Source organism: Brevibacterium sp. HMSC08F02, from assembly GCF_001807555.1.
Lineage (GTDB): Bacteria > Actinomycetota > Actinomycetes > Actinomycetales > Brevibacteriaceae > Brevibacterium > Brevibacterium ravenspurgense.
On the sequence record NZ_KV789340.1, the window covers coordinates 77,445 to 102,205 of the forward strand.

The following is a 24,761-nucleotide window of genomic DNA, read 5'->3' on the forward strand; positions in this document are numbered from 1 at the left end:
CGTTGCTAAGCGGTGTGCGCATGCGGCTAACCGGTGTTTTCGTTGCTAACGGGTGGATGTCGGCTGGAGCGCGGATGCCGGCTAACGGATGTGGCCAGCCGGCCCACCCATGCCAAAACAGAACGGGTGCATCCGCATGAGCGAATGCACCCGGCGCAGAGTTCAGGGCTGCAAGGGCTGAGCCAGCCTGCTGATCACAGGCCCGAGTATGAGTGCAGGCCGTTGAAGTACACGTTCACGACCGTGAAGTTGAAGATAATCGTGATGAAGCCGATGAGGTTGAGCCATGCGATCGTCGTCAGGCGAAGACCACGGGTGGCACGCGAGTGCAGGTACGCAGCGTAGACAACCCAGATGACGAACGTCCAGATCTCTTTGGCATCCCAACCCCAGTAGCGGCCCCAGGCGACTTCAGCCCAGATGGCTCCGGCAATCAGGGTGAAGGTCCACGTGATGAAGCCGACCGCGGCCAGACGGTAGGACACAGCTTCGATCGATGCGGCCCGCGGCATGCGCTCGAGGAACGACAGCCAACCGGCATCGCGGCCAGCGGCAACCCGCTTTTCGCGAGCACCCTGCAGCAGCTGCACCGTGGCCAGCGCCGCCGAAACCGTCAGCAGGCCGGTCGACAAAATGGCGATCGGAACGTGAATCAGAATCCAGTACGACTGCAGTGCCGGAACAAGCGGAGCCGCAGGCGTGTAGAAGACCGTCGTCGCAAGGCCGATTGACACCAGAAGGAACCCGGTGACGAATGTGCCCAGGTAGCGAACATCCTTGTAGCGCAGCGTCACAACATAGACAACACCGGCAACAGCGCTGGCGATCAGCGCGTACTCCATCATGTTGCCCCACGGTGCGCGCATCACCGAAATGCCGCGCGTGACAATCGAAGCGATGTGCAGAAGCAGCGCCAGAACCGTCAGGGACGTGCCGACATTGGCAAACACGCGACGCTTGGCATCGGCGGCGGAACCATCGCCGTGACCACTGCCGTCACCCGCATCGTCAACGCGGTTGGAGTACACCCGGTCAGCAGGTCCGTCGAGGTTTTCCTGCACGAGCGTGCCAACAGCGCCGCCCTCGTCTGCAGATCCGCCTTCAGCCGAAGAGCGCGTGCGAGCGGTGCGCTTGGCACCCTTTGTCGCCGCACCAGCCGAAGCACCAGCGGATCCAGCGGCCTTCCCAGTGCGCTTCTTCTTGCCTCCGAAAAGGTCAAAAGCGTAGACGATGAAGGCGAGCGCATAGACCGCACCAGCTGAATAGATCAGAAGCATTGACCAGCTGGCGAGCGTGACGTTGACTTCCACTTATCCCTCCGCGGATTGGTGATCAGCAGACGAAAGTCTGTCTTTCAATTCTACGCCACAGCGTTCTGCCGCCTGCTTGACGCGTGGGTCTTCGCTGCGGGCAAGAGCGCCGACTTCGACTTCTCCGTCGCGCACGCGCACCCACATGCGGCGGCGCGGAATGAACATTGCCAGCGCAAGGCCAATGAACATCACCGTGGTCACCACAAGCATGAGCCCCTGCACGGGGTCGTGGCGCACATCGAGGCTGACGAACTTCGCGATCCGCTCGAACTCGATTGTGCCCAGCCCGTCGGGCAGCTCTGCCGTGTCTCCCGGCTGCATCTGGGTGATCCACTGCTGACCGTCGGGACCGTTGACGGCTTCCATGCCCGCGGTGTCGAGTTCGTAGACGTTCTGCGGAATGCCGGTATCCAGGCCGAGGTCGCCCTTGTAGAGGTTCATGACGAGTACGGGGTTGCGCAGCTCTGCGAACTGCGAGTACAGCTCGCCCTTGTCGTTGACGCCGGCTGTCGGCAGCAGGATGCCGGAAAAGCCCAGCTGGTCTTTGCCGGCCCCTGTGTCGGGAACTTTGATGACACCGCGGGATGTGTAGACGCCGTCTTCGGGCACGAACACCACGGGTCCGGAGAAGGTCACCTTGCCCTGTGCGTCGCGCACTGTCACGACTGGCGCATAGCCGTTGCCGGTCAGGTACACGCGTGCACCGTCTACGCGGATGGGCTCGTTGACCTTGAGGTTGTGCTTGGTTGAAACGCCGTCTTTCGTTTCCGTGATGACGGCTTCGAATGCGCGCGGCTGACCGAACTGGGCGCCTTCGCTGGTCGAGTCGAACTTCGAGTCGAAGCTGTCCAGGCGCAGGCGGAAGTTCGTCAGGTTGTCGGCGTCGAAGTATCGGCCGGGCTCAAAGGAGTCGTAGGACACGAGCGAGTTGGTGAACGTGTCACCTTCGACAAGCACGCGCTGGCCGCCGTAGCCGAAGATCGCGCCGATCGCCATGACGATCGTCGCGCCCAGAATGCCGAGGTGGAAGAGCAGGTTGCCGGTTTCTCTCAGGTATCCGCGTTCGGCGGCGATGTGGTCGCCGCGGTTGACCGTGCGATAGCCGTTCTTCTTCAGGTATTCCTGCGCTGTGTCGAGGATCTCCTCAGCCGGCGCGGTGCTGACGAAAGTCTGGTAGCCGGGCATCCGGGTGAGCCTGCGCGGGGCCTTCGGCGGCTGGGAGCGCATGGCTTTCCAGTGCTGTTTGGTTCGCGGCAGAACACAGCCCACCAGCGAGATCATCAGCAGAATGTAGACGGCGGAGAACCAGAACGACGAATAGACGTCGAACATCTGGAACTTGTCGAGGATTTCGCCGGTCCGGCCGTTGTCGATGATGAAGTTCTGAACCTTCGCCGGGTCCTGGATCCGCTGCGGCAGGAGCGATCCGGGGATCGCCGCCAGTGCCAGGACAAGCAGCAGGATGAGTGCGAACTTCATGGTGGTCAGCTGGCGCCACGCCCACCGGAGCATGCCGACAAAACCGATGTCCGGCGCTTTCTGGGACGACTTTCGCGCCGCAGTGCTTGTCGCGGTCGCGTCTTGTGTCGTCGGTTTGTCAGCCATCACACCACCGTTTCGAATCCGCCGATGAGGTTCTGCATGTTGTTCATGATGATGGTCCACACCCCGGTGATCATGAGCAGGCCCAGCAGGATGAGCATGACACCGCCGAAGATCACGATGCTCCGCTGGTGCCTGCGGAGGAATTCCAGGCGCCCCATGCCCTTGTTCAACAGGTAGGCCACGATCAGGAAGGGCAGGCCAAGCCCCACACAGTAGGTGAAGGTCAGAAGCATCCCGCGAGCGGTGCCGCCGTCAGCACCGAAGCCCGTTGACAGGGCCAGCACCGCCGCCAGGGTGGGGCCGATGCAGGGCGCCCAGCTGAGTGCGAACGCCGCACCGAGCAGCGGCGCACCCCACAGTCCGGCCTTGGGTTTTTTGGCAATCGGCTTATTGGTCTGAAAAGCGCGAATACCGCCCAAGAAGACGACACCGGCCAGGATGACGACAACGCCCATAACGCGGGTGACTATGTCGATCCAGTCATGGAGCAGACTGCCGAGCGCCCCAAAAGCTGCGCCCAGGGCAACGTAAACAGCTGCAAAGCCCAGCACGAACAGACCAACCCCGCCGAGTACTGCCGAGGTGCGTTTCTGTTCGACCGTTGTCCCGGTCATCCCGGTGACATAGCCGATATAACCGGGCACCAGCGGCAGCACGCAGGGCGACAGGAATGACACAACCCCGGCAATCGCCGCGACCGCCATGGCCAGCAGCAGCGGTCCGTTGAGAACTGTCTGCGCGAAAGCCGAACCAAGATCAGCGGCCTGCACGAGTCCAGAGGCATGCACCACCTCGGCTGCCTGCACCGTCCCGCCGGGGATCACCGTCAGTCTTCTTTCATCGCGTCGTCAATGAGGCCGCTGAGCGTGGATGCCTCAACGGCGCCGACGACGCGCGCAGCCGGCCGGCCCTCAGAATCGAGGACGACGGTCGACGGGGTTGCTCGAGGCGGCAGAACATCAGACAGCAGTCCGACCATTTCGCCGTCACTGTCGAGCATGACGGGATAGGACACATTGAAGTTTTCGACAAAGGCCTGCGCGGCAGCTTCTTGATCACGCACGTTCGCGCCGATCAGCTGGGCTTTGCCCTCGTACTTCTCGGCAACCTCTTCGAGTTCCGGAGCTTCTTTGCGGCACGGCGGGCATGCGGCGTACCACAGGTTGATCACCGTGATGGTGCCGTCCTTGCGAATGTCCGCAAGCGAGGTCTTCTTACCGTCCAGCTGAGTGAATTCGAGGTCGATCGGCTCTGTGCGCTCGCTCTTCGGGATCTGCGTGACAACCCCGCTGCCGGACACGTAGCCCTGCTGGGAGCCTGCCTGTTCGGCCACTCCCCCGGTTTCTGTGTTGCTGCACGCTGCGAGTCCTGCTGCGAGAGCACAGGCAAAAACAGCGCCTACCGTACGGCGGACGTGCTTGCGAATTCCAGCGCGGATTGCTGATGACGATGCGGGCCTCATGCTCCTGCCACCGCTTTCTTGGGCTGCAGGTCGGCGTTGACGTCGGTGTAGTCAACTCCGACGAGCTTGGCGCCGTCAAAGCTCAGAGTGGTCACAGAACCCAGGTTGCATTCGCGGTTGCGCGGATCGTGTGCCAAGGGCCTGCCCTCGGCTGCCATGCGCGACATCCAGATGGGCAGCTGGTGGCTGACGATGACACCGTCGACCACATCGAGGCCCTCCGCCTTTGCCACGGCCTCAACCCTGTTGCGCAGAGTGAAAATCGCAGCCTGCATGCGGCGCACCTGGCTGATGTACGGTTCTCCCCACGACGGGCGCAGCGGGTTCCACACCAGCGGCAGATTGGCCGGTGCGAAAACCGAGGAGCGGTTGACCTTCTGACCCTCAAAGCGGTTGCCCGCTTCGATCACGCGCTCATCGACAACGGGTTCGAGCCCGGTGGACTGTGCCAGCGGCGCAATCGTCTGGGCGGTGCGCAGCAGCGGCGAGCGCACCAGGCCGCGCACGTTGAAGCGGTCGTCAGCGAAGTAGTCGCTGATCCGCTCGCCCATCTGGCGTCCGCGGGCTGTCAGCCCGAAGCCGGGCAGCCGCCCGTAGAGGATGCCGTCGGGGTTGTCGACTTCGCCGTGGCGGACCAGGTGGATGCGCGAGGTGGTCATGCGGACTCCCCGTCTGTCACCTGGGCTGCTGCCTTGGCTGCGGCAGGCAGCGCGGAGACCACGCGGTCAAGGATCTGCGGGGTGTGAGCTGCTGAGAGGAACCACACTTCGAAAGCGCTCGGCGGCAGGTGGACTCCCTGTTCGAGCATCGAGGTGAAGAACGCCGAGTAGGCGGCGGTGTTCTGTGCCTGGGCATCGGCAAAGGTGCGCACTTCGCGGTCGGTGAAGAACACCGAGAACATGGAGTTCGCCGACTGGATAGTGTGGGGAACGCCCTCTGCGCTCAGTGCTTCCGTGATGGCCGGACGCAGAACATCGGCGGCGGCCTCGATCGTCGGGTAGACGTCGAGTTCGCGGGTCAGCTGCAGAGTGCGAAGGCCCGCGGCCGAGGCCACCGGGTTACCGGAGAGCGTGCCCGCCTGGTAGACCCCGCCCTTGGGAGCCAGCGCGTCCATGACGTCCTGGCGACCTCCGAAGGCTGCGATCGGGAAGCCGCCGCCCATGACCTTGCCGAATGTGAACAGGTCAGCCGGGCCATCGGGGTAGCCCAGGGTTTCGCTTTCGTAGCCGTACCACCCGGCTTCGGAAACGCGGAAGCCGGTCATGACCTCATCCGAGATCATGAGTGCGCCGTGTTCCTTGGTGAGCGAACGGATGAGGTTGGTGAAGCCATCACGCGGCGGGACGACACCCATGTTGCCCGGGGAGGCTTCCGTGATGACAGCGGCGATTTCGCTGCCGTGCTCTTCGAAGGCCCTGCGCAGACCGTCCTGGTCGTTGTAGTCGAGGATGATGGTGTCTTCCGCGGTGCCCTTCGTAACACCGGGGGTGTCCGGCAGACCAAAGGTGGCAAGGCCGGAACCGGCAGCGACGAGCAGCGAATCGACGTGCCCGTGGTAGCAGCCGGCGAACTTCACGATCTTGTCGCGGCCGGTGTAGCCGCGGGCCAGGCGGATAGCCGACATGGTGGCTTCCGTACCGGAGTTGACCAGCCGCACCTCGTCAACCGGAGCAACCCTGTTTGAGATCTCCTGGGCCAGTTCGACTTCCGGAACCGAGGGGGTGCCGAACGAAAAGCCGCGCGCAGCGGTTTCCTGAACCGTGCTGAGGACTTCCGGGTGTGCGTGGCCGACGATCATGGGCCCCCACGAGCCGATGAGGTCAACGTATTCGTTGCCGTCGACATCGGTCAGCAGCGCACCGTCGGCAGAGTGCATGAACCGCGGGGTTCCGCCGACAGCGCCGAAAGCGCGCACCGGCGAGTTCACACCTCCGGGAATGGCTTTCAGGGCGCGTTCAAAGAGTTCCTGGGACTTCTGCGTGGGCTGGGTCATCACACTGCCTTTCTCAGATGTTCAGCTGCCCGGGTGAAGACGTCTGCCAATACCTGGGTCTCTTCGGGAGACATGAGGTCGATGAGGTGCTCGCGCACGCCTTCGACGTGAATGGGGGCGATCTTCTGCATCAGCGCCCACCCTTCGTCGGTCATGCTGCAGTTGACACCGCGGCCGTCACCGCGCGTGGAGGTGCGCTTGAGGATGCCGCGCTTCTCCAGCCGAGCGACGGTGTGCGACAGGCGGGACCGGGAAACGCCGACTTCTTCGGCGATTTCTGCCATGCGTCTGGTGTGGCCGGGTGATTCCGACACGATGACGAGGACTTCATAATCAGCCAGCGCAATGCCGGCGAGTTCGCGCAGTTCGCGGTCGAGGACAGTCTGCAGAAGCGATTGCCCCTGCAGCATCGCCCTCCAGAAACGCTGCTGCGTTTCATCCAGCCATCGTGTGGAAGTCATTGTTCATTAAGCCATTCAGCGGCTTGTGTCGCGTAGTAGGTCATAACTGCGTCAGCCCCTGCGCGTTTGAATGCGAGGAGCGATTCCAAGACCGCGGGTTTGCGGTCAATCGCACCGGCTGCCGAGGCGAACTCCAGCATGGCGTACTCACCGGAGATCTGGTAGCTCCACACCGGCACCGGCGAGGCTTCTGCGACATCTTTCAGGATGTCCAGATAGGGCAGACCAGGCTTGACCATGACGATGTCTGCACCCTCGGCCAGGTCGAGCTGGAGCTCGTGCAGTGCTTCGCGCGCATTCGCGGGATCCTGCTGGTAGGTGCGACGGTCACCGGAGAGCTGTGAATCAACAGCCTCGCGGAACGGACCGTAGAACGCCGAGGCGTACTTGGCTGTGTAGGCCATGATGACGGTGTTCGTGAAGCCGGCTTCGTCAAGAGCTTCGCGCACAGCGCCGACTTGGCCGTCCATCATGCCCGACAGCCCCAGAACATCTGAGCCGGCACGAGCCTGGGCAACAGCGATCGAGGCGTAGCGCTCCAGCGTGGCGTCGTTGTCGACATCGCCGTGTTCGTCGAGCACACCGCAGTGGCCGTGACTGGTGAATTCATCCAGGCAGAGGTCCGTCATGACGACGGTGCGATCACCGACGGCGTCCTTCACCCGGCGCACGGCAACGTTGAGAATGCCGTTCGGGTCATCAGCCTGAGATCCGCGCTCGTCGTATTCAAGCGGAATGCCGAACAGCATAATGCCCCCGACCCCCGCCTCGACCGCGCGTTCAGCGGCCTCAACCAGGGAGTCAAGAGTGTGCTGGCGCACGCCCGGCATCGAGGTCAGCTCAACGGGAGCCTCGAGCCCCTCCTTGACAAACAGCACCTCGATGAGGTCCTCGGGCTGCAGCTTCGTTTCCGATGTCAGCCGGCGCATAGCCGCCGACTGGCGCAGACGACGCGGACGAACCGCACCGATTGGGAGGGACCTGTCAGACATCAGCCTCTGCTCCTTCGTGAATTCCTGCGGTCCTGCGAGGGGCGGACCGGAACAATTCCTTCGGCCAGCGCGTCATCGCGGCGTTTGCGGGCGAAGTCAGACAGACCGGCGATGAGCACCGGGAGGCTGGCTTCGCCTGCCAGGACGTCGACGTGCAGGCCGTGATCCTGTGCCGTCTGAGCCGTGGCCGGCCCGATGGCTGCGATAACAGTAGACGGGTGGGGTTTTCCGGCGATGCCCACCAGGTTGCGGACCGTTGAGGACGACGTGAACAGCACGGCGTCGAAGTCGCCTCCCTTGATGGACTCGCGGATGGGCTTCGGCGGCGGGGCGGCGCGCACGGTGCGGTAGGCGGTGACGTCGTCAACCTTCCAGCCGCGTTCCGTCAGGCCCTCCACGAGCACGTCCGTGGCGATGTCGGCACGCGGCAGGAGGACCCTGTTGAAGCCCTCTTCGTCGTCAAACACCGGCCAGTCTTCGAGCATGCCGCGGGCAGACTGTTCGCCGCTGGGCAGAAGCTCCGGTTCGATGCCCCACTCGCGCAGGGCTTCAGCGGTCTTGTCGCCGACAGCGGCAACCTTCACGCCCGCGAGGCTGCGCACGTCCAGGCCAAGATCGGCAAGCCACATTTTGACCGCGCGGACCGCGTTGACCGAGGTCAGGCCCAGCCACTGGTAGTCGCCGTCGACAAGAGCGTGAATTGCCCGCTCCATCTGGCGAGGTGAACGGGGAGGCTGGATGGCGATGGTCGGCACCACCGTGCCCTCGGCACCGTACTCGGCGAGCGCCTCGACGGTTTCGGCTCCCTGTTCGCGTGTGCGGGGTACGAGAACCTGCCAGCCGAACAGCGGCTTGGACTCAAACCACGACAGTTCGCGGCGCTGCTCAACAACCGCGCCGAAGATCGTCTGCACAACCGTGTCAGCGTCAAACTCTTCGCGCAGTCGGTCCGGCAGCTGACCCAACGTGGTTTCGATTGAGTGCTGGTGGACGGTCGACACACCGGCGACGACCAGTGCGGGAGTGTCGGCCTCCCATTCGTCGCCGAGCATGCCCTCAACAGCCGTGATGGTGTCGGTGACAGTGCCGCTGATGACATGACCGGTGTTGGCAAACCGCGAAACATCGCTGCGGGTCATGTCAGTTGCAGACACGTAGCGCACCGAACGGACGTTTGCGTTCGTCAGGGGTGTTCCCGTGAACGCGGCGGCCGACGACGACGCCCCGACACCCGGGACGATCTCAAAGCCGACGTCACTGCCCGACAGCACCTGCGCCTCGGCGGTCGTCGACGTGAACAGCAGCCCGTCATCGGCTGCCAGTCGTACGACCATGCCGTGCTCCTGGGCGAGTTCGCCCAGTCGGCGACCGCGGGTGTGCGGCTGCACGCCCATTTCCGAAACGGGACGCAGCAGTGTGTCTTCCGGCACGTAGGTCTCAATGATGTCCCGATGGAGTTCGTCTTCGTGGACGACAACGGCCGCAGATGCCAGGAGCTCGGCACCGCGGATGGTCAGCAGGGAGGGATCGCCGGGGCCGGCGCCCAGGAAGAACACCTTGGGCACGGCCCGCTGCGGGCGGTTCTGCACAGAATCACCGCTGGTCACGGTCACCTCCGGGAGTCATAACAAGATTCGTTTCTGGGGCGTTGGCACCGCTTGCCGTGCCGGGTACAGCACCGAGGGTGCTGAGAAGTTCGTCTGCTGTTCGATAGCCGAGTTCCCGGGCAATCCGGCGCGATTCCGACTGGATTCCGCGGGACAGTTCGACCATGTTGTCGGTGACTTCGTCCGGCAGGGTGGCGATTGTGGACAGCCGGCTGAGCTTGCCTTCGTCATCGGCCATGACCGCTGCGAGTGTCAGCGCGGTTCCGTCAATTGAGGCCAGGGCGCCGATGGGGGCCGAACAGCCGGCCTGCGAACGTTCGAGGATGGCGCGTTCGGCGTAGACGGCGAGGCTCGTAGCCGGGTCGTGAAGGCCTTCGAGGGCTTCGCGGATCTCCTGGTCGAAATCGCCGTGCGCGGCATCGGGTGCGCGGCATTCCACGGCGAGGGCTCCCTGGCCTGGGGCCGGAAGCATGACCGAGGAGTCGAGGAAATCGGTGACTTCGCCCAGGCGTCCCAGACGGCGCACACCGGCGGCTGCCAGGACGACACCGTCGAGCCGGCCTTCCGTCACGTGGTTGATGCGGGTTCCCACATTGCCGCGGACTCCAGTGACGGTGATGTCGGGGCGGGCGGCCCGCAGCTGGGAGGCGCGGCGGGGTGAACCGGTGCCCACGACCGAGCCGGGCGGCAGTTCGACCAGGCTGAGACCGTTGCGGGCGATGAGCACGTCGGAGGGATCCACACGAGGTGGCACCGCCGCCATCTCGATTCCTGCGGCTGGGGCTGTGGGCAGGTCTTTCAGCGAGTGGACCGCAATGTCGACCTTGCCGGTCAGCAGGGCGGTGCGCACCGAGGACACGAAGACGCCGGAACCACCCAGGCGGGCCAGTGGCGTCATGTTGACGTCGCCTTCTGTGACGACTTCGACGATCTCGATGCGCCAGCCGGTGCGGGCGGCCAGCTGCTGAGCGATCGCGGTCGACTGGCTGCGCGCCAGCTGACTGCGGCGGGTGCCCAGGCGAATGGTGCGGCCCGTGAAGTGTTCGGGTTCGACCACGTCGAGGGTGTGATCGGCCACCGGCGTTGTGCCGTCGGCTTCGATGTGGCCGCTGCCGCCCTCTTCGGTCTGTGCGACAGAGCCGACCTTGCTGGCGCGGCGGTCCGTTTCGGGTTCGCGGGTGCGGGCACTCAGGTCGAACAGCATGTTGAGCGCGGCCGCGTAGTCAACGCCGGAATCCGCAGAAGCGAGTTCTTTCACCTTGACGGTCGGCGTGTGGATGATCTTGTCGGCCGTGCGGTGCAGGGTTTTGCTGATTTCGGCGATTGCCGCGTCGCTGACAGATGCGCCGAGTTTGTTCTTCAGACGCTCGAATTCGGCGTCGACGATCATGATGGCCTGTTCGCGCAGCGCCGTGACGGTCGGTGAGACCCGGCGGGCTGCGCGGCGCGCGGCGTCGTCGACCATGGCCTGCTCGATGAGGGCGCGGGCTTCTGCGATGACGCTGAGCACAGATTCCGACTGCGCGTGTTCATTAGACGCAATGAGACGGCTGATGCCGTCGAGGTTGAGCACCCGGATGTGCGGAAGTTCGCCGACTTCCACCGCGATGTCATAGGGCAGCGCCAGGTCGATGAAGAACTTGTTGAGCTTCTGGTCGAGGTCCTGCTGCAGCGAGGCGATGACGGTGTCTTCGTCCAGCACAATGCCCCGGGCGCCGGTGACCGACACGATGACGTCGGCCTGGGCGATTTCGCGCACCAGGTTTTCCTGTGTCAGTTCGACGGCTTCACCGCCGACGGACTGAGCCAGACGCAGAGCCTTGTCGAGGGTGCGGTTGATGACCCGAATGCGCTTCAGCCCGTGATCTTTCAGCGTTTTGGCCGTCAGCCCGGACATCGCACCGGCACCGACGACGAGGGCGTTTGCACCGGCGAGGTCACCAACGTGGCCTTCGGCTTCTGCCAGCGCGGTGTCGAGCAGTGACAGCGAAACGGACGACAGCTTGGTTTCTGAGTGCACGCGCTTGCCGACTTCAAGAGCCGACTGGAGTGCTTCGCTCAGACCTCCGCCGACTGAACCGCCGCGTTCGCCTTCGTGCAGGGATGCGCGCAGCTGGCCGAGGATTTGGGTCTCCCCCAGGGCCATGGAGTCAAGACCTGCCGCCAGCAGGAACAGGTGCTCCTGGGCCTTGTCGTCGAAGTGGACGTAGGTGTGGGAGAAGAGTTCGGACCACGGAAGTCCGCTGACGTCGACCAGGGCCGTGCCCAGGTCGGCCAGTCCGCCGTGGAAGGACGTGACGTCGGCGATGATCTCGAGCCTGTTGCAGGTGGACAGCACAACGGCGCTGTTGACGAAATCGCGCTCTGCCGCCGATCGGCGCAGCAAGTCTGCGCGCTCAGCGTCCAAGGCGAGCGCGTCAAGCACGTCAAGAGGTGCTGAGTGATGGGATATCCCCAGAACCAGCAGTGTCAATGGTCTTGCTCCCTCATTGCGAACGACTCCCGTCGATCGCGGTTTTTACGCTCACCGGACTCCCGTGAGCAGAACAGCGTCCAGGCGCTGTTTCATTCCCGATCAGCCGCGTTCGTGTGCTGCGCGCAGAGCCTGCGCGAACCGCTTGGGGTCCACGCGGTGGAAGCTGTGCTGGCGGCCGTTGATGAGAACAACCGGGACATCCCAGTCGTATTTGGCCTGCAGCTGTGCATCGGAATCAATGTCGATGACGCTCAGCCGCACATCGAAGGTTTCCGGCTGGTCTGCGAGCACATCTTCGACAACTTCGCGAGCCGTATCACACAGACCGCAGTTTTCACGCGTGAGGAACTCAACAACGACGCCCATATAAGCCTTCCCGCGCCGTTGGCCCCACTCAGATACGGGGTGCGGCACGTCCGCGGTGCAGAGAAATTCCGCACCGGTTCATTCAGCACGAAACCCCGCCGGATCGCTTCGACGGGGACGTGTGGAGTTGATTACTTCTTGTTGCGGCGCTGGTGGCGGGTCTTGCGAAGCAGCTTGCGGTGCTTCTTCTTGGACATACGCTTACGACGCTTCTTGATTACCGAACCCACGTTTAACCCTCGCGATTCCGACGATTTCCCCGCTTACAGCGGGCTGACTTAACCGCTCAATCCTAACGGGCAACCGGGTGGAAACCCAAACTTAAACAACCGGCCATATGAACTCAAGGCTCGCGGTCTGGTATAAGGGCCCACACTGCGGGCACACTGTGGGCGGCGAAATCAGTCGTAGTAGGCGTCCAGCCCATAGAACGGGAAGATGTTCTTTCGCGTGCTCATGACGGTTCGGTCAAGGTCGGATTCGGGATCGTAGCCGCGCTCCCACGTGGAGAAAGCGGCGTCGGAACCGTCGGTCATCCGCTTGGGGGCATCGCGGCCGGTGAGGCTGTAGACGTAGTCGCGCCAGCGGTCGGGCATTTCTGTTGCGGGCTTGAGTTCGATGCCGCCGGCGATTGCCACGAGGTTCGTCCATGCGCGCGGCACAACGTCGATGATGGCGTATCCGCCGCCGCCAACGGCCAGCCACTTGCCGTCCGCGTGCTCTTCTGCGAGATCGCGCACCCACTCTGCGGCCCGGCGCATAGCGTCAACCGACAGGCGCAGGTGCGTGAGCGGGTCGAGGTTGTGCCCGTCACAGCCGTGCTGGGAGACGATTGCCTGCGGTTTGAATTCGCGGATCACCTGGGGCACAACACCGTCGAGCGCGCGCAGCCAGTCGGCGTCTGAGGTGCGCGGCGGCAGGGCGATGTTGACGGCGCTGGCGGCGGCTTTCATTCCGCCGATTTCAGATGCGTAGCCGGTGCCGGGGAACAGGAAGCGGCCGTTTTCGTGCAGGCTGATGGTGAGCACGCGGGGGTCGTCCCAGAAGAAGTGCTCGGTTCCGTCGCCGTGGTGGGCGTCAAGGTCGAGGTAGACCACGCGCTCGTATCCGGCGTCCAAGAACTCTTGGATTGCCGCCGCGCAGTCGTTGTAGACGCAGAAGCCGGCGGCTTTGCCGGGCATCGCGTGGTGCATTCCGCCGCAGAAGTTGACTGCGCGGTTGTACCGACCGGACGTGATTGCCTTGGCCGCTTCGATGCTGGCCTGGAAGAGCCTGCCGGAGGCTTCGTGGATCTGATCGAAGCGGGGAACGTCTTCTGTTCCCACCCCGTAGGTCTGCTGGTCTTCTTCCGAAATCGAGGAGGAGGTCCCCGCTGCTTTGACGGCGTCGATGAACTCCTGCGTGTGCAGACGGGCGAGCGCTTCTTCGTCGACCTGCGGCACGGACTGAATGTGGATGTTGGATGCGTCGAACAGTCCGAAGTCCTGCGACAGCTTGGCCGTCAGGTCCAGCCGCAGCGGGTGCATTGGGTGGTGCGGACCGAAATTGTATTCGGTGAGGGATTCATCCCACATCACCAGAACTTCTTCTCTGCTCATACTCGTACTGTAGCCAAACGTGATCCGCTTCACGCACAGCGGCTCACTTCCCGACCTCCCCCAGTGTCCCTGGGCGCGTGTGCGCGCGTGAGACTATGCTGGCTCTCTGTGAAGAAGAACGGCGAAAAGAGGCGCAGTCTGCTCACTGCGGCGGCACTGCCGGCCCGTGCTGCGCGAGACTTTGTCGACAGGGTCGCAGAGCAGTCGCCCGCCCGTTTGGCGATGGTCGCGTTCATTGTCGTCATCGGCTTCTTCACCGCGCTCCTCTGCCTTCCAGCGGCCCACCGGGACCCGTCTGAGTTTTCGTTCGCCAACAGCCTGTTCGTTGCCACCTCGGCCGTGTGCGTGACGGGACTGACTCCGGTGACCCTGCACGAGTACTTTTCAGATTTCGGGCTCACGATCATCGCCGCCGGCGCGCAGATCGGCGGTATGGGCATTCTGACTATTGCGTCGATGCTCGGCATGCTCGTGTCCAAGAAGCTCGGGGTACGGCAGCGGCTCATCGCCGCACAGGCAACCAACACCTTCAAACTCGGCCAGATGGGCACCCTGCTGCGCACCGTCATCAGCACGGTCCTCATTGTGGAAACCGTCGTGTTCTTCGGCCTGCTCATCGGCTTTCTGCGCCGCGGCGCCCAGTTGGGCGACGCTGCGGCCAACGCGGCCTTCTACGCCATTTCCACCTACAACAACGCCGGCTTCTCGATTCACGATTCGGGCATGATCGCCTTCGCTGACGACTACTGGATCATCTCCGTGGTGATGTTTTCGGCGTTTGTCGGTTCGCTGGGCTTCCCTGTGGTGCTCATCATGGGAGTTCTATGGAATCGCCCCCGCCAGTGGGACCTCCACACCAAGCTGACTCTGACGACTTCGCTCATTCTGCTGGCCGTGGGAAGTGTTCTCATTGCGATCTTCGAGTGGGGCAACGAGAAGACGATGGCCGGAAGCGGCTTCGTCAACTACGGGTTCCAGTCTGTTTTCATGTCTCTGACCGCCAGGTCTTTGGGCATGAACACCGTCGATGTCTCTTCCATGTCCGACGCCAGCCACTTGGCTCTCGATGTGCTCATGTTCATCGGCGGCGGTTCGTCGTCAACCGCCGGCGGCATCAAGGTCACCACCCTGGCTGTGCTCGTGCTCGCAGCGTGGGCGGAAGCGCGCGGTGCCCGTGACGCTGTGGCCTTCAAGCGCCGCATCGACCCTTCGGCTATTCGCCTGGCGATCTCTGTGACGATTGCCGGGTTCATCATCGTGATCGGCGGAACCATGGCGATGCTGGCCATGACGCACGAAGATCTCGATGATGCGCTCATGGACGTCATATCCGCTTTCGGCACGTGCGGGCTGTCGTCCGGGTTCACTGAAAGGGCCCCGGAGCCCGCGCTGTACATTCTGAGTCTCCTCATGTTCTTGGGCCGACTGGGTACGATCTCACTGGCGGCCGCTCTGTCCCAGCGCGACTCGCTGACCCATTTCCGCCACCCGGAAGAAAGGCCGATCATTGGCTAAGCGCAAACAGAAGATCGACAACTCCTCTGTGCTTGTCGTCGGCTTGGGCCGTTTCGGCGCTTCGACCGCTGAAAACCTGATGAAGCTCGGCCGGCAGGTGCTCGCCATTGAGCGCGACCCGAACAAGGTCGCGGAGTTCACGGGCAAGCTCACCCACATTGTCGAAGCCGACGCCACCAATCTCGAAGCGCTGCGCCAGCTGGGTGCCGAGGACTTTTCGACCGCTGTTGTCGGCATCGGCACGTCGATCGAGGCGTCTGTGCTCACGACCGCGAACCTCGTCGACATCGGTGTTGAGCAGGTGTGGGCGAAGGCGATTTCGAATTCGCACGGCAAGATTCTGCACCGCATCGGCGCTGAACACGTGCTCTACCCGGAATCTGAAGCCGGTGCGCGTGTGGCCCACCTGGTGTCATCGCGCATGCTCGACTACATCGAGTTCGACGACGGCCACTTTGCGGTCGTGAAAATGCGTCCGCCGAAAGAAGTGCAGGGCTTTACACTCGGCGAATCGAAGATCCGCGATGACTACGGGGTCACGGTTGTGGGCATCAAGTCTCCCGGCCGCGATTTCACCTATGCGGAACCGAGTTCGCGCATCGGCGAACACGATGTTCTGATCGTCGCCGGGCACGTGGAGCTGCTGGGTCGCTTCGCCGGCCGCCCGTAACGGGGCACCCGAGGCGCCAGCGCCGGGTGCTCGCAAGCTCGGTTGAGCGGGGCTCCGGTCAGCGGTTTTCGCGCTCCATGTCAGCGGCTTTTTCAGCTGCGGCCCGTGCCGCGCGGACGACGCTCGCTTCGAAGCCGTCGGCTTCAAAGGAGTCGACCGCAGCGGCCGTAGTGCCGCCGGGGTGGGCGACAGCAGCGCGCAGCTTCGCGGGGTCGGGGGCGCCGGCCAGCAGCAGACCCGCGCCTTCAGCGGTGGCAACTGCCATGCGACGGGCGGTGTCTTCGTCCAAACCGAGTTCCTGACCGGCGGTGATGAGCTTTTCTGCCAGCAGGAAGAAGTAGGCGACACCCGAACCTGAAATGCCGATCATGCCGCCGATAGCCGATTCGGGAACCGTGAAGACCTCCCCGGCACCCGACAGGAGCTTCGTGAGCTCCTCGACCTTCGCCTCGGGAGCCTTGCCATCAGGAGACACCGTGATGACCCCCTTGCCGATGGCAGAAGGCGTGTTCGGCATGATCCGCACAACCGGGTTGTTCGGGAAGGCGGCGGCGAGCGTTTCCAGCGACACCCCGGCGGCCATAGACACAATGACGGTGTCTTCGCTGACCGCATCTGCAAAGCTCTGAGCTGTTTCGCGGATCGACCAGGGCTTCACGCCCAGGAACACGAAGTCCGCACCTTGCACGGCCTCAGCGTTGGCATTCGCGTTGTCTTCGGCAGCAATGGCGCGGATGCCGAGTTCCTGCGCCAGCTTCTGCGCCGAAGCGTGCGAATGCGTGGTGGCGCGAACGTTCTCATTACTGAGCGCATCCGTGCTCAACATGCCTTTGAGCAGGGACGACCCCATGCTTCCCGCTCCGATGATCGCAACTGTGACAGCCATGTCTGCTCCTTCGTGTTCCAACCTCGCCCTAGCCGTTCAGGCCCAAATGCTTCCGGGTGAACGCCAAGGACTCCGCGAGCATTTCCATGCGCGTGGACTTCTTGGCCACAAAGCGCGTGTTGACTTCAATGACGGCCTCACCCGACCAGTTGACCTTCGCCAAGTACTGCAGGCACTCTTTGACCGGCATTTTTCCGCGCCCCGGAACCAGGTGTTCGTCCATGAGGGAACCCGCGCCGTCTGTCACGTGCAGCACCCGCACGCGGTCGTGGATGCCCTGCAGGGTTTCCAGCGCGTTCATTCCGGCTGTCGCGGCGTGTGAAAAGTCGAACGTCATGTGGTCGTAGTCTTCGTCCAGCGGGTTCCAGTCCGGGTAGTAGATCTGCAGTTCCCGCACGCCCGCCCGCCACGGGTACATGTTCTCCACGGCCAGGCGCACACCGGCTTCCTGTGTCAGGCGGCGCACCCCGTCGACGAAGCCGCGCGCGTAGTCGCCCTGCCACCGAAAAGGCGGGTGCAGGACAACGGTTTCGGCCCCCACATCGGTTGCCAGCTTTGCGGTCAGGCGCAGCTTTTCCCAGTTGTCTTTGTGCATCACGCGCGGCAGCAGCAGGAGTGTGGGTGCGTGCAGCGAGAGCACCGGCAGGCCGGTGCGCTGGGAGTGCTCCAGAATGTGCGAAGCGCTCTGGGTCCCGGGGTTGTCGGTGATCATGATTTCGACACCGTCATAGCCCAGTCCGGCCGCGATGTTGAACGTGTTCTCCACCGTCATGGGGTACACCGATGATGACGACAGCCCCACGCGGATCCGCCCTTCGGAGCTGTGCGAAGCTCCGTGTTCGTAGACGGGGTTGTTCTCGAAATAGGCGCGGTGGCGCAGGGAGTCTGCGCGGGCGCGGTTCTTCTTCGTGAACGCCTTACGAGGTGTCTTGTCTGTCACGCTCTCAGTCTAGGCACACTCTTCTCACCGGAGCAGGCCGCTGTGGTTTTACTTGACCGCCTGCTTGCCGTTTGTGGTGGTGGGGGTTTCGTCGCCGTCGAGCGTGTGGCGCACAGAGACGTGCTCTGCCGTGTCCAGCAGGTCCAGCTGGCGCATGATGATGCCTTCGCGCAGAGCCCACGGTGAGATCGCCATTTGCTCGACCCCGAAGATGGTGAACGCAGCGTCTGCGACGATTGCGCCGGCAAGCACCTGTCCCCCGCGGTTTTCGGAAACACCGGGCAGCTCGGCACGTTCGGCCGGGGTGCGGGAAGCCAGAGCATCGATGATGCCGGGCATGTCTTTTCTGTGCAGGTAGCGCGGGACGTAGATGCCGTGACTGGACGAGGCGGCGCCGGCAATGCGGGCCAGGGAACGGAAGGTCTTGGACGAACCGACGATGTGGTCGGGCTTGCCGACCCTGTTGATCTGGCCGGCCACTTTGCCGATGGTGTGGCGGGCGTGCCTGCGCAGCTGCGCGATTTCGTCGGGGTTGGGAAGTTCGTGGCTCAGATAGTGGTTGAGCATGCGGCCTGCACCCAGCGGAACCGAGACTGCGGCATCCGGGTATTCGTCAGTTCCCGCAGCCAATTCGAATGAGCCCCCGCCGATGTCCATCAGCAGGATCTTGCCGGCCGACCAGCCGAACCAGCGGCGGACCGCCAGGAAAGTGATGCGGGCTTCGTCCTGACCGGACATGACGTTGAGGATCAGGCCGGTTTCTTCGTGGATTTTGTCGATGAGCTTCTGCCCGTTGGGGGCTTCGCGCAGTGCTGATGTGGCAAAGGCCAGGATCCGTTCAGCACCCTGTTCTTCGGCTACGACGATGGCTTCACGGCAGAAGTGCAGCAGCCTGTTGGCACCGTATTTCGACAGTGAACCGTCTTCTTTGAGGTGTTCGGCCAGCCGCAGAACTTCCTTGTGGGATGACGCCGGAAGCGGCGGAGCACCTTCGTGGGCGTCGACCACAAGAAGGTGAATGCTGTTGGATCCGATGTCGAGGACGGCTAAGCGCATGGTCAGCATATTACCGCGCGGTCCTATTATCGAAGGTATGCAGAACACTCGAGCCCCGTGGATTGCGGCGACTTTCATCCTTACCGTCGCAGCTGTTGTGTTCTCCAGACTGCCTCAGCTGCGGGATCTGCGGCTGTTCCTCCTGCTTGCCGCGCTGGCGTTCTTCTTGGCCGGCGTCGTCATGGCCGGCCGCTCGCTGCGCGAGACGTGGGCCCGTAAGCGCAGCGAGCGGCGGCGCTGACGTAAGCCTCAGATCACCACATGGGCGGGCGCTCGTCGCTGTCGTACGGGTAGCGTTCACGGAAGTCCGTCGCCATGGTCTGCATGTCGACAAAGCGCACGCCCTCGTGTCCGCCGATGTAGTCGATGAGCCGCTCGAGCATGAGCAGCACCTGTGGGCGGCCCGCGACGTCCGGGTGGATGGTGATCGGGAAGATCGCGTAGTCGAGTTCCCTATACACCCAGTCGAACTGGTCTTTCCACAGTTCTTCGATCGACCGGGGGTTGACGAAGCCGTGCGAGTTCGGGCTGCCCTTGATGAACATCATCGGCGGGAGGTCGTCGACGTACCAGTTGGCAGGGATCTCCACCAGGTTGACGGTGTTGCCGTATTCCATCGGCACCATCCATTCGGAGGCCTGCTTGGAGTAGTCGATCTTCGTCCACTTTTCGCCGGTCCGCGCATAGTAGGGAACGAAGTCGCCGTGACTCTGCGAGTGGTCGTAGTCGAAACCGAACTCCAGCAGAAGGTCCGCCGTGCGGGCTGACATTTCCCACCACGGGGCAACATAGCCCTTCGGCTGTGAGCCGGAGAGCTTAGTCAGAACCTCCAGGGAGCGCTCCATGACATCGCGTTCCTGCTGGGCTGTCATGTCGACGGGGTTTTCGTGGCTGTAGCCGTGCGCGCCGATTTCGTGTCCGGCATCGACGATCATTTTGACCTGTTCGGGGAAGGTTTCGGCCGAGTGTCCCGGCACGAACCAGGTTGCGGGAAGTTCCCGTTTCGTGAGCATCTTCAACAGGCGGGGAACACCGATTTCACCTGCATAGATGCCACGTTGAATGTCATTGGGCGAATCCTGGCCGCCGTAGGAGCCCAACCAGCCGGACACCGCATCAATGTCGATGCCGAAGGCTACGAAGATTTCTTTGTCCGCCATAGCGAGACCTCCTTGTCAGTGTGCGGTGAAGTCTGTGATGCTTTGTGGCGCCTCACCGCTGGCATGAGCAGTCTTTCACGAAGCAGTAAACGACAGGCGTAGGGTCAATGTATGAACGGAACACAGGTACTTACTGAGGCCGCCGGGCGCATCAGCGGACTGGCGGAGCAGCTGAAAAACATTAGCCCGCAGCAGCTCAACGCACACCTGGGCGGACACCCCAATGCAATTGCGTGGCAGCTGTGGCACACGGGCCGCGAAATCGACATCCAAGTGGTCGAAATGACCGGTGGGACCGAAGTCTGGGAGTCCGTCGGCTTTGCGGAGAAAACCGGGCTGGGAGCCAAGGGCACCGAACTAGGCCTGGGGCACTCGCCAGAGGATGCCTGGGCCATCCACGGTGAGGACCCACGCGTTTTTGTGGAGTACGCGCAGGCTGCCGCTCAGGTTTTGGTCGACTACATTGCAACACTGCACGACGATGACCTCGATGCCATCGTCGATGACCGCTGGGACCCACCGGTCAGCCGCGGCACCAGGCTGGTGAGCATCATTGAAGACGCCACCATCCACTTAGGCCAGGCGCTGTTCATCCTGGGCGCTATTGCTGACTAGCGTTGCAGCACTTCGCCGGGGTTCCAGAGCTGGAGCGCTTCCGGTCCTTTCAATTGATGTGTAATCCAGATGCTCAAAGCCGCAGCTTCTGGCGTCGCAATGCGCAGAGGTACGCAATCGTTGCCAAAGTCGAGCACAAGCACGCCCTCGTTGGCATAGGGGTACATAGCTGTAATGCAGTCGAACCAAAACTCCAGCCACCGGCCACCGACGTGGGCCAACAACCGGCGGTCTGTGACAACAAGGTCTGTGAACTGGTGTTCGCGCCACTGAGTAGCTGCCATGGCTTGCGCTGAAGCGCGCGCTCTGGAATTTCCAATACTGCTACCCACAACCCCGCCAAGCATTAGCAACGGGTTGCCAAAGATTAAGGTTGAGCGCTCGGTGTAATTAACGGTCATGCCGTAAAACCGGCTGTACTGAATCCTCGTCTGGGCCAAGATACCTTCACCTGGCTTCAATGCCAGGTATGCGCTTGGATGGAGCGCTGGAAAATTCCCATCGACGAGCTGCTGACGCAAGTGCTGCGCAGTTGTCCGTGCACGCAGCATCGCGGCTTTAGTGAGATCAGGTCCGCCCTGTACAACGATCTGCCCCGCGCGTCTTTCATGGGCACGTTCCGCAGCGATTCGCTGCCTTTCCAAACTCAGCCCGCTGGTCCGCCATGCACGGTAGGCGTACTTCACGAACAAGAACAGAAATACGATTGGAACAACATTGGAGAGGAATAAAAGTAACGAAGCTAAAAAGCCAAAGCCCAGGGTCGCCAAGTACGCATCTAGTGACTTACCAAGAAAGCCCAGCGCATAGTAGCTGGCAGGCACACCCCCAAGACAAATGATCCATTTCAGATGAGCAACACGCCTGGTCTGGGGCTTCTTTCTTGTCATTGCGGACCACCTTTGGTTTCGCTACTTTCTGCCACAATAAACTGCTGCGCACGAATTGTTAAGGGGCAGACTCGTTTGCTTGGCCTGCTCAAAGACGCCCGCAACGCCGCTGCACCAGGTTCGAAACTCTCCAGCCGCGTCGCTGGCAGCCACACCCGGCCGTCGGATCAGGCTGGGAAATCTGTCCTGCTGATGCTGAAATCGGGACGGCGGCGCTCGAAGAACGCTTCCTGCCCCCTGCTGATCTCAGAGGAGTAGCTTTCAGCCAGCCAGCTGCCCTCGGCAGCCGTGAGGTCCTCTCCGCGCAGAATCCGCTTGGCGGCCGTCTGCGACAGAGCAGACCGCCCCGCAATTGTCTTGGCCTTTTCGATTGCCGTGGCCAGCGGGTCGTCGGACACTTCGTGGAAGAAGCCCAGGTTGTTCATCCGGTCGAAGTCGACGATGTCTGCTGTGAGCAGAATGTAGCGGGCAAAAGACTCCCCCAGAACGGCCGCGAGTCTGCGCGTGGGTCCGGGCGGGTAGACGAGTCCCAGACGGCCTGCGGTCACACCGTAGATCGAACCGGGCTTGGCAATCCGCACATCGCACGCGGCAGCGATTTCCGTACCGCCGCCAACGCAGTTGCCCTCAATCGCGGCGATCGTCGGAATGTCGACGTTTTCAATCGCGGCTTCGGCGTTTGCGTTCGTGTTCCAGAATTCGTGCAGCGGCACGTTGAGGTCGTTGATGTCCGAACCTGCCGAAAAGTGGCCGCCGGCACCGGTGATGATGAGCACCGACACGTTCGGATCGGCGTCGATTGCCGGGAGGATCTCCGGCAGCGCCAACCACATTTCACGCGACAGCGCGTTGCGCTTCTCCGGGCGGGAAATCGTGAGTGTGGCAATGCCGTCTTCGACACCGTATTCGAAGCCGTCCACCAGGGGAATTTCTGCGGGGGTGGGCTGCTGACCGGTCATTTCTCTCCTCTGTTTGGCAAGTTCTGTGTGTGCGGAAGGTGCCGATATGCACACGAGGCGGAGCCCAGGAAAGCCGGACTCCGCCTCGGGTGTGCTGCTTAGGTCAGCGGTCGGTGGGAACCTCGCGCTGGTCGTAGCCCGAGTAGGCCGACAGCGGGCGGATCAGAGCATTGTTCGCGGTCTGCTCCATGATGTGCGCCGTCCAGCCGGTGATGCGGGCCATGACGAAGATGGGCGTGAACTGTTCGGTGTCGAAGCCCATCAGGTGGTAGGCCGGACCCGACGGGTAGTCGAGGTTCGGGTAGATGCCCTTGCGGGACACGAACTCTTCTTCGAACGTGTTGTAGAGGTCCAGAAGTTCGTTTGCGCCCTTGACCTTGACCATGTCTTCGAACGCTGCGCGCATGGTGGGAACGCGCGAATCGCCGTTCTTGTACACGCGGTGGCCGAAGCCCATGATCTTCTGCTTGTTGGCAAGCGCGTTGTCGATGTACTCCTTAGCCTTGTCAGCCGTGCCGACTTCGGCCAGTGTCGCCATGACGGCTTCGTTTGCACCGCCGTGCAGGGCGCCCTTGAGCGCACCGATTGCACCGGCGACCGAGGAGTGCATGTCAGAGGTCGTCGACGTGATGACGCGAGCGGTGAAGGTCGATGCGTTGAAGGAGTGCTCGGCGTAGAGGATGAGCGAAATGTCGAAGCAGCGAACGACTTCCTTCGCCGGAACTTCGCCGAAGACCATGTGGAAGAAGTTCTCCGCGTAGGTCAGGTCTTCCTTCGGAGCGATCGGGTCGAGCCCGTGGCGACGACGGTGGTCGATGGCCACAACGGTCGGCAGCTGAGCGTAGAGGCGCTCGGCCTTTGCGCGGTCGGCTTCCGGGCTGTTGTCTTCAGCCTGCGGGTCGACGGCGCCGAGGTAGGCCACCGCGGTCTGCACGACGTGCATGGGGTGGGTGTCCTTCGGCAGACCCAGGATCAGGTCGACCAGCTTGGGGTCGATGTCGCGCTGGCTGCGTTCGCGCTTGGTGAACTCAGCGAGCTGTTCAGCGTTGGGCAGTTCGCCGTTCCAAATGAGGTAGGCGACTTCTTCAAAGCTGCAGTTGGCGGCCAGTTCCTGCACGGGGTAGCCGCGGTAGGTCAGCGAGTTGGTTTCCTGAACGACCTTCGAAATTTCGGTGGTGTCGACGACAACACCGGCCAGGCCCTTCTTGATTTCCTGTTCGGTCACTGGTGACCCTCCTGTGAGAAGTTGAAGACGTGGGCGTCGAACTCGTTGTACGCCGAGTAGTCAATCGTTTCGTAGAGGTCAGCACGGGTCTGCATGGTGCTGACGAGGCTTTCCTGCGTGCCTTCCTTGCGGATGACCTGCAGACCGCGCTTGATGGCGCCCATTGCCAGACGCAGCGTGGTGACGGGGTAGATGACGAGCTTGACGCCGGCCGATTCGAGCTGCTGCGTGGTGAACAGGTCGCTCTTGCCGAACTCGGTCATGTTGGCAAGGATCGGGGCGTCGACGGCCTTGGCGAACTTTTCAAATTCGCCGAGGTCGCGCATAGCTTCGGGGAAGATGAGGTCCGCACCGGCGTCGATGTAGGCCTTCGCGCGGTCGATTGCAGCATCGAGGCCTTCACCCGCGCGAGCGTCGGTGCGGGCGCACAGGACGAAGTTCTCGTCGCGGCGGCCGCGCACTGCGGCGGAAATGCGCTTGACCATTTCCTCGGTGCTGACGATCTCTTTGCCGTCCAGGTGGCCGCAGCGCTTGGGGTTGACCTGGTCTTCCAGGTGCATACCGGCGATTCCGGCGTCTTCCATTTCCTGCACCGTGCGGGCGACGTTCATCGCTTCGCCCCAGCCGGTGTCGGCGTCGATGAAGGTGGGCAGGTTGGTCACGCGGGAAATGGCGCGACCGTGCTCGGCGACTTCCGTCAGCGTGGTCAGGCCGATGTCGGGCAGGCCCTGGTCAGCGGAGAAAGCACCGCCGGAGATGTAGACGCCTTCGAAGCCCTCCTGCTCGATGATCTGAGCGTTGATCGGGTTGATGGCTCCGGGGAACTGAACGATTTTGTCTCCGGCCAGCAGCCGACGGAACTCTTCGCGGCGCTTGTGTGCCGGAGTGGTTGCTCCAAGCATGTGTTTCCCTTCTGATGGTTTCCAGTGGGCTTCGGTGTGCGCCTGCCGCGTCCGCGCGGACGCGGCAGGC

At 62.8% G+C, this 24,761-nt stretch carries 25 protein-coding genes; 4 read left to right on the forward strand and 21 right to left on the reverse strand.

Annotated features, from left to right (window positions below; genetic code table 11):
* Positions 1–194 precede the first annotated feature (194 nt).
* The 13 genes from ccsB to HMPREF3172_RS00640 form a co-directional block, all read right to left on the reverse strand.
* Positions 195–1,310 (reverse strand): c-type cytochrome biogenesis protein CcsB, encoded by a 1,116-nt coding sequence (gene ccsB / locus HMPREF3172_RS00585; RefSeq protein ID WP_070514678.1) that lies wholly within the window; start codon positions 1,308–1,310, stop codon positions 195–197.
* A complete protein-coding gene (locus HMPREF3172_RS00590; RefSeq protein WP_070514680.1) occupies positions 1,311–2,918 on the reverse strand; it encodes a cytochrome c biogenesis protein ResB in 1,608 nt (535 codons plus the stop codon).
* The gene (locus HMPREF3172_RS00595; protein ID WP_083281332.1) at positions 2,918–3,742 is read right to left on the reverse strand and encodes a cytochrome c biogenesis CcdA family protein; all 825 of its coding nucleotides are present in this window, start codon (positions 3,740–3,742) and stop codon (positions 2,918–2,920) included. Before HMPREF3172_RS00595 ends, HMPREF3172_RS00590 begins: the two co-directional genes overlap by 1 nt.
* A 2-nt stretch (positions 3,743–3,744) precedes the next feature.
* Positions 3,745–4,380: a TlpA family protein disulfide reductase gene (locus HMPREF3172_RS00600; protein WP_070514681.1), complete on the reverse strand. Its 636-nt coding sequence runs from the start codon at positions 4,378–4,380 to the stop codon at positions 3,745–3,747.
* A complete protein-coding gene (locus HMPREF3172_RS00605) occupies positions 4,377–5,039 on the reverse strand; it encodes a histidine phosphatase family protein (RefSeq protein ID WP_062022079.1) in 663 nt (220 codons plus the stop codon). Before HMPREF3172_RS00605 ends, HMPREF3172_RS00600 begins: the two co-directional genes overlap by 4 nt.
* Positions 5,036–6,373, reverse strand: coding sequence for a glutamate-1-semialdehyde 2,1-aminomutase (gene hemL, locus HMPREF3172_RS00610; protein ID WP_070427717.1), 1,338 nt, complete (start codon positions 6,371–6,373; stop codon positions 5,036–5,038). The genes HMPREF3172_RS00605 and hemL overlap by 4 nt, the downstream gene beginning before the upstream one ends.
* Positions 6,373–6,834 (reverse strand): MarR family winged helix-turn-helix transcriptional regulator, encoded by a 462-nt coding sequence (locus HMPREF3172_RS00615; RefSeq protein ID WP_061940699.1) that lies wholly within the window; start codon positions 6,832–6,834, stop codon positions 6,373–6,375. The genes hemL and HMPREF3172_RS00615 overlap by 1 nt, the downstream gene beginning before the upstream one ends.
* Positions 6,831–7,826 carry a porphobilinogen synthase gene (gene hemB / locus HMPREF3172_RS00620; RefSeq protein WP_062022073.1) on the reverse strand — a complete coding sequence of 332 codons (996 nt, stop codon included), beginning with the start codon at positions 7,824–7,826 and terminating at the stop codon, positions 6,831–6,833. Before hemB ends, HMPREF3172_RS00615 begins: the two co-directional genes overlap by 4 nt.
* Positions 7,826–9,433: a bifunctional uroporphyrinogen-III C-methyltransferase/uroporphyrinogen-III synthase gene (locus tag HMPREF3172_RS00625; RefSeq protein WP_256173095.1), complete on the reverse strand. Its 1,608-nt coding sequence runs from the start codon at positions 9,431–9,433 to the stop codon at positions 7,826–7,828. Before HMPREF3172_RS00625 ends, hemB begins: the two co-directional genes overlap by 1 nt.
* Positions 9,420–11,906: a glutamyl-tRNA reductase gene (gene hemA, locus HMPREF3172_RS00630; RefSeq protein ID WP_062022067.1), complete on the reverse strand. Its 2,487-nt coding sequence runs from the start codon at positions 11,904–11,906 to the stop codon at positions 9,420–9,422. Before hemA ends, HMPREF3172_RS00625 begins: the two co-directional genes overlap by 14 nt.
* A 102-nt stretch (positions 11,907–12,008) precedes the next feature.
* Positions 12,009–12,275 carry a glutaredoxin family protein gene (locus tag HMPREF3172_RS00635; RefSeq protein ID WP_019174584.1) on the reverse strand — a complete coding sequence of 89 codons (267 nt, stop codon included), beginning with the start codon at positions 12,273–12,275 and terminating at the stop codon, positions 12,009–12,011.
* 131 nt (positions 12,276–12,406) lie between these two features.
* Positions 12,407–12,505 (reverse strand): 30S ribosomal protein bS22, encoded by a 99-nt coding sequence (locus HMPREF3172_RS10220; protein WP_005504750.1) that lies wholly within the window; start codon positions 12,503–12,505, stop codon positions 12,407–12,409.
* A 171-nt stretch (positions 12,506–12,676) separates the two neighbouring features.
* On the reverse strand, positions 12,677–13,873 hold the full coding sequence (locus HMPREF3172_RS00640; RefSeq protein WP_062022064.1) for an acetoin utilization protein AcuC: 1,197 nt from the start codon (positions 13,871–13,873) through the stop codon (positions 12,677–12,679).
* 108 nt (positions 13,874–13,981) lie between these two features.
* Here HMPREF3172_RS00640 and HMPREF3172_RS00645 point away from each other — a divergent pair, with 108 nt between their 5' ends.
* Complete coding sequence (locus HMPREF3172_RS00645) at positions 13,982–15,388, forward strand: TrkH family potassium uptake protein (protein ID WP_083281333.1); 1,407 nt, start codon at positions 13,982–13,984, stop codon at positions 15,386–15,388.
* On the forward strand, positions 15,381–16,058 hold the full coding sequence (locus HMPREF3172_RS00650; protein ID WP_070427712.1) for a potassium channel family protein: 678 nt from the start codon (positions 15,381–15,383) through the stop codon (positions 16,056–16,058). The genes HMPREF3172_RS00645 and HMPREF3172_RS00650 overlap by 8 nt, the downstream gene beginning before the upstream one ends.
* A gap of 58 nt (positions 16,059–16,116) precedes the next feature.
* Here HMPREF3172_RS00650 and proC read toward each other — a convergent pair whose 3' ends face one another.
* Genes proC through HMPREF3172_RS00665 form a run of 3 tightly spaced genes read right to left on the reverse strand, consistent with a single transcriptional unit; the run spans position 16,117 to position 18,940 of the window.
* Positions 16,117–16,944 carry a pyrroline-5-carboxylate reductase gene (proC, locus tag HMPREF3172_RS00655; protein ID WP_070514686.1) on the reverse strand — a complete coding sequence of 276 codons (828 nt, stop codon included), beginning with the start codon at positions 16,942–16,944 and terminating at the stop codon, positions 16,117–16,119.
* Between the two features lie 28 nt (positions 16,945–16,972).
* Positions 16,973–17,884, reverse strand: a complete 912-nt coding sequence (locus tag HMPREF3172_RS00660) for a sugar phosphate isomerase/epimerase family protein (RefSeq protein ID WP_070514687.1) — start codon at positions 17,882–17,884, stop codon at positions 16,973–16,975.
* A gap of 48 nt (positions 17,885–17,932) precedes the next feature.
* Positions 17,933–18,940 carry a Ppx/GppA phosphatase family protein gene (locus HMPREF3172_RS00665; RefSeq protein WP_070514706.1) on the reverse strand — a complete coding sequence of 336 codons (1,008 nt, stop codon included), beginning with the start codon at positions 18,938–18,940 and terminating at the stop codon, positions 17,933–17,935.
* A 37-nt stretch (positions 18,941–18,977) separates the two neighbouring features.
* On the opposite strand from HMPREF3172_RS00665, the gene HMPREF3172_RS00670 reads away from it, so the two are divergent.
* Positions 18,978–19,181: a hypothetical protein gene (locus tag HMPREF3172_RS00670; RefSeq protein ID WP_141741538.1), complete on the forward strand. Its 204-nt coding sequence runs from the start codon at positions 18,978–18,980 to the stop codon at positions 19,179–19,181.
* Positions 19,182–19,194: 13 nt separating this feature from the next.
* On the opposite strand, the gene HMPREF3172_RS00675 is transcribed toward HMPREF3172_RS00670, so the two are convergent.
* Positions 19,195–20,100 carry a polysaccharide deacetylase family protein gene (locus HMPREF3172_RS00675; RefSeq protein WP_070514691.1) on the reverse strand — a complete coding sequence of 302 codons (906 nt, stop codon included), beginning with the start codon at positions 20,098–20,100 and terminating at the stop codon, positions 19,195–19,197.
* 111 nt (positions 20,101–20,211) lie between these two features.
* Here HMPREF3172_RS00675 and HMPREF3172_RS00680 point away from each other — a divergent pair, with 111 nt between their 5' ends.
* Entirely contained in the window at positions 20,212–20,715 is a 504-nt protein-coding gene (locus HMPREF3172_RS00680; protein ID WP_061940735.1) for a DinB family protein, read from the forward strand.
* Here the strand turns inward: HMPREF3172_RS00680 and HMPREF3172_RS10225 are convergent.
* The 4 genes from HMPREF3172_RS10225 to prpB form a co-directional block, all read right to left on the reverse strand.
* Positions 20,712–21,605, reverse strand: coding sequence for a hypothetical protein (locus HMPREF3172_RS10225; RefSeq protein WP_082784617.1), 894 nt, complete (start codon positions 21,603–21,605; stop codon positions 20,712–20,714). The genes HMPREF3172_RS00680 and HMPREF3172_RS10225 overlap by 4 nt on opposite strands.
* A gap of 167 nt (positions 21,606–21,772) precedes the next feature.
* Positions 21,773–22,564: an enoyl-CoA hydratase/isomerase family protein gene (locus tag HMPREF3172_RS00690; RefSeq protein ID WP_070514693.1), complete on the reverse strand. Its 792-nt coding sequence runs from the start codon at positions 22,562–22,564 to the stop codon at positions 21,773–21,775.
* Between the two features lie 103 nt (positions 22,565–22,667).
* Positions 22,668–23,789, reverse strand: a complete 1,122-nt coding sequence (locus HMPREF3172_RS00695) for a bifunctional 2-methylcitrate synthase/citrate synthase (RefSeq protein ID WP_019174569.1) — start codon at positions 23,787–23,789, stop codon at positions 22,668–22,670.
* The gene (gene prpB, locus HMPREF3172_RS00700) at positions 23,786–24,691 is read right to left on the reverse strand and encodes a methylisocitrate lyase (protein ID WP_070514696.1); all 906 of its coding nucleotides are present in this window, start codon (positions 24,689–24,691) and stop codon (positions 23,786–23,788) included. Before prpB ends, HMPREF3172_RS00695 begins: the two co-directional genes overlap by 4 nt.
* Positions 24,692–24,761 lie beyond the last annotated feature (70 nt).

Excerpts from the sequence above, each read along its gene's own strand:
- HMPREF3172_RS00590 (WP_070514680.1), bottom strand. The coding sequence starts at position 2,918 with ATGGCTGACAAACCGACGACACAAGACGCGACCGCGACAAGCACTGCG.
- HMPREF3172_RS00600 (WP_070514681.1), bottom strand. The coding sequence starts at position 4,380 with ATGAGGCCCGCATCGTCATCAGCAATCCGCGCTGGAATTCGCAAGCAC.
- HMPREF3172_RS00605 (WP_062022079.1), bottom strand. The coding sequence starts at position 5,039 with ATGACCACCTCGCGCATCCACCTGGTCCGCCACGGCGAAGTCGACAAC.
- hemL (WP_070427717.1), bottom strand. The coding sequence starts at position 6,373 with ATGACCCAGCCCACGCAGAAGTCCCAGGAACTCTTTGAACGCGCCCTG.
- HMPREF3172_RS00615 (WP_061940699.1), bottom strand. The coding sequence starts at position 6,834 with ATGACTTCCACACGATGGCTGGATGAAACGCAGCAGCGTTTCTGGAGG.
- hemB (WP_062022073.1), bottom strand. The coding sequence starts at position 7,826 with ATGTCTGACAGGTCCCTCCCAATCGGTGCGGTTCGTCCGCGTCGTCTG.
- HMPREF3172_RS00635 (WP_019174584.1), bottom strand. The coding sequence starts at position 12,275 with ATGGGCGTCGTTGTTGAGTTCCTCACGCGTGAAAACTGCGGTCTGTGT.
- HMPREF3172_RS00640 (WP_062022064.1), bottom strand. The coding sequence starts at position 13,873 with ATGAGCAGAGAAGAAGTTCTGGTGATGTGGGATGAATCCCTCACCGAA.
- proC (WP_070514686.1), bottom strand. The coding sequence starts at position 16,944 with ATGGCTGTCACAGTTGCGATCATCGGAGCGGGAAGCATGGGGTCGTCC.
- HMPREF3172_RS00665 (WP_070514706.1), bottom strand. The coding sequence starts at position 18,940 with ATGCGCTTAGCCGTCCTCGACATCGGATCCAACAGCATTCACCTTCTT.
- HMPREF3172_RS00670 (WP_141741538.1), top strand. The coding sequence starts at position 18,978 with ATGCAGAACACTCGAGCCCCGTGGATTGCGGCGACTTTCATCCTTACC.
- HMPREF3172_RS00675 (WP_070514691.1), bottom strand. The coding sequence starts at position 20,100 with ATGGCGGACAAAGAAATCTTCGTAGCCTTCGGCATCGACATTGATGCG.
- HMPREF3172_RS00680 (WP_061940735.1), top strand. The coding sequence starts at position 20,212 with ATGAACGGAACACAGGTACTTACTGAGGCCGCCGGGCGCATCAGCGGA.
- HMPREF3172_RS10225 (WP_082784617.1), bottom strand. The coding sequence starts at position 21,605 with ATGACAAGAAAGAAGCCCCAGACCAGGCGTGTTGCTCATCTGAAATGG.
- HMPREF3172_RS00690 (WP_070514693.1), bottom strand. The coding sequence starts at position 22,564 with ATGACCGGTCAGCAGCCCACCCCCGCAGAAATTCCCCTGGTGGACGGC.
- prpB (WP_070514696.1), bottom strand. The coding sequence starts at position 24,691 with ATGCTTGGAGCAACCACTCCGGCACACAAGCGCCGCGAAGAGTTCCGT.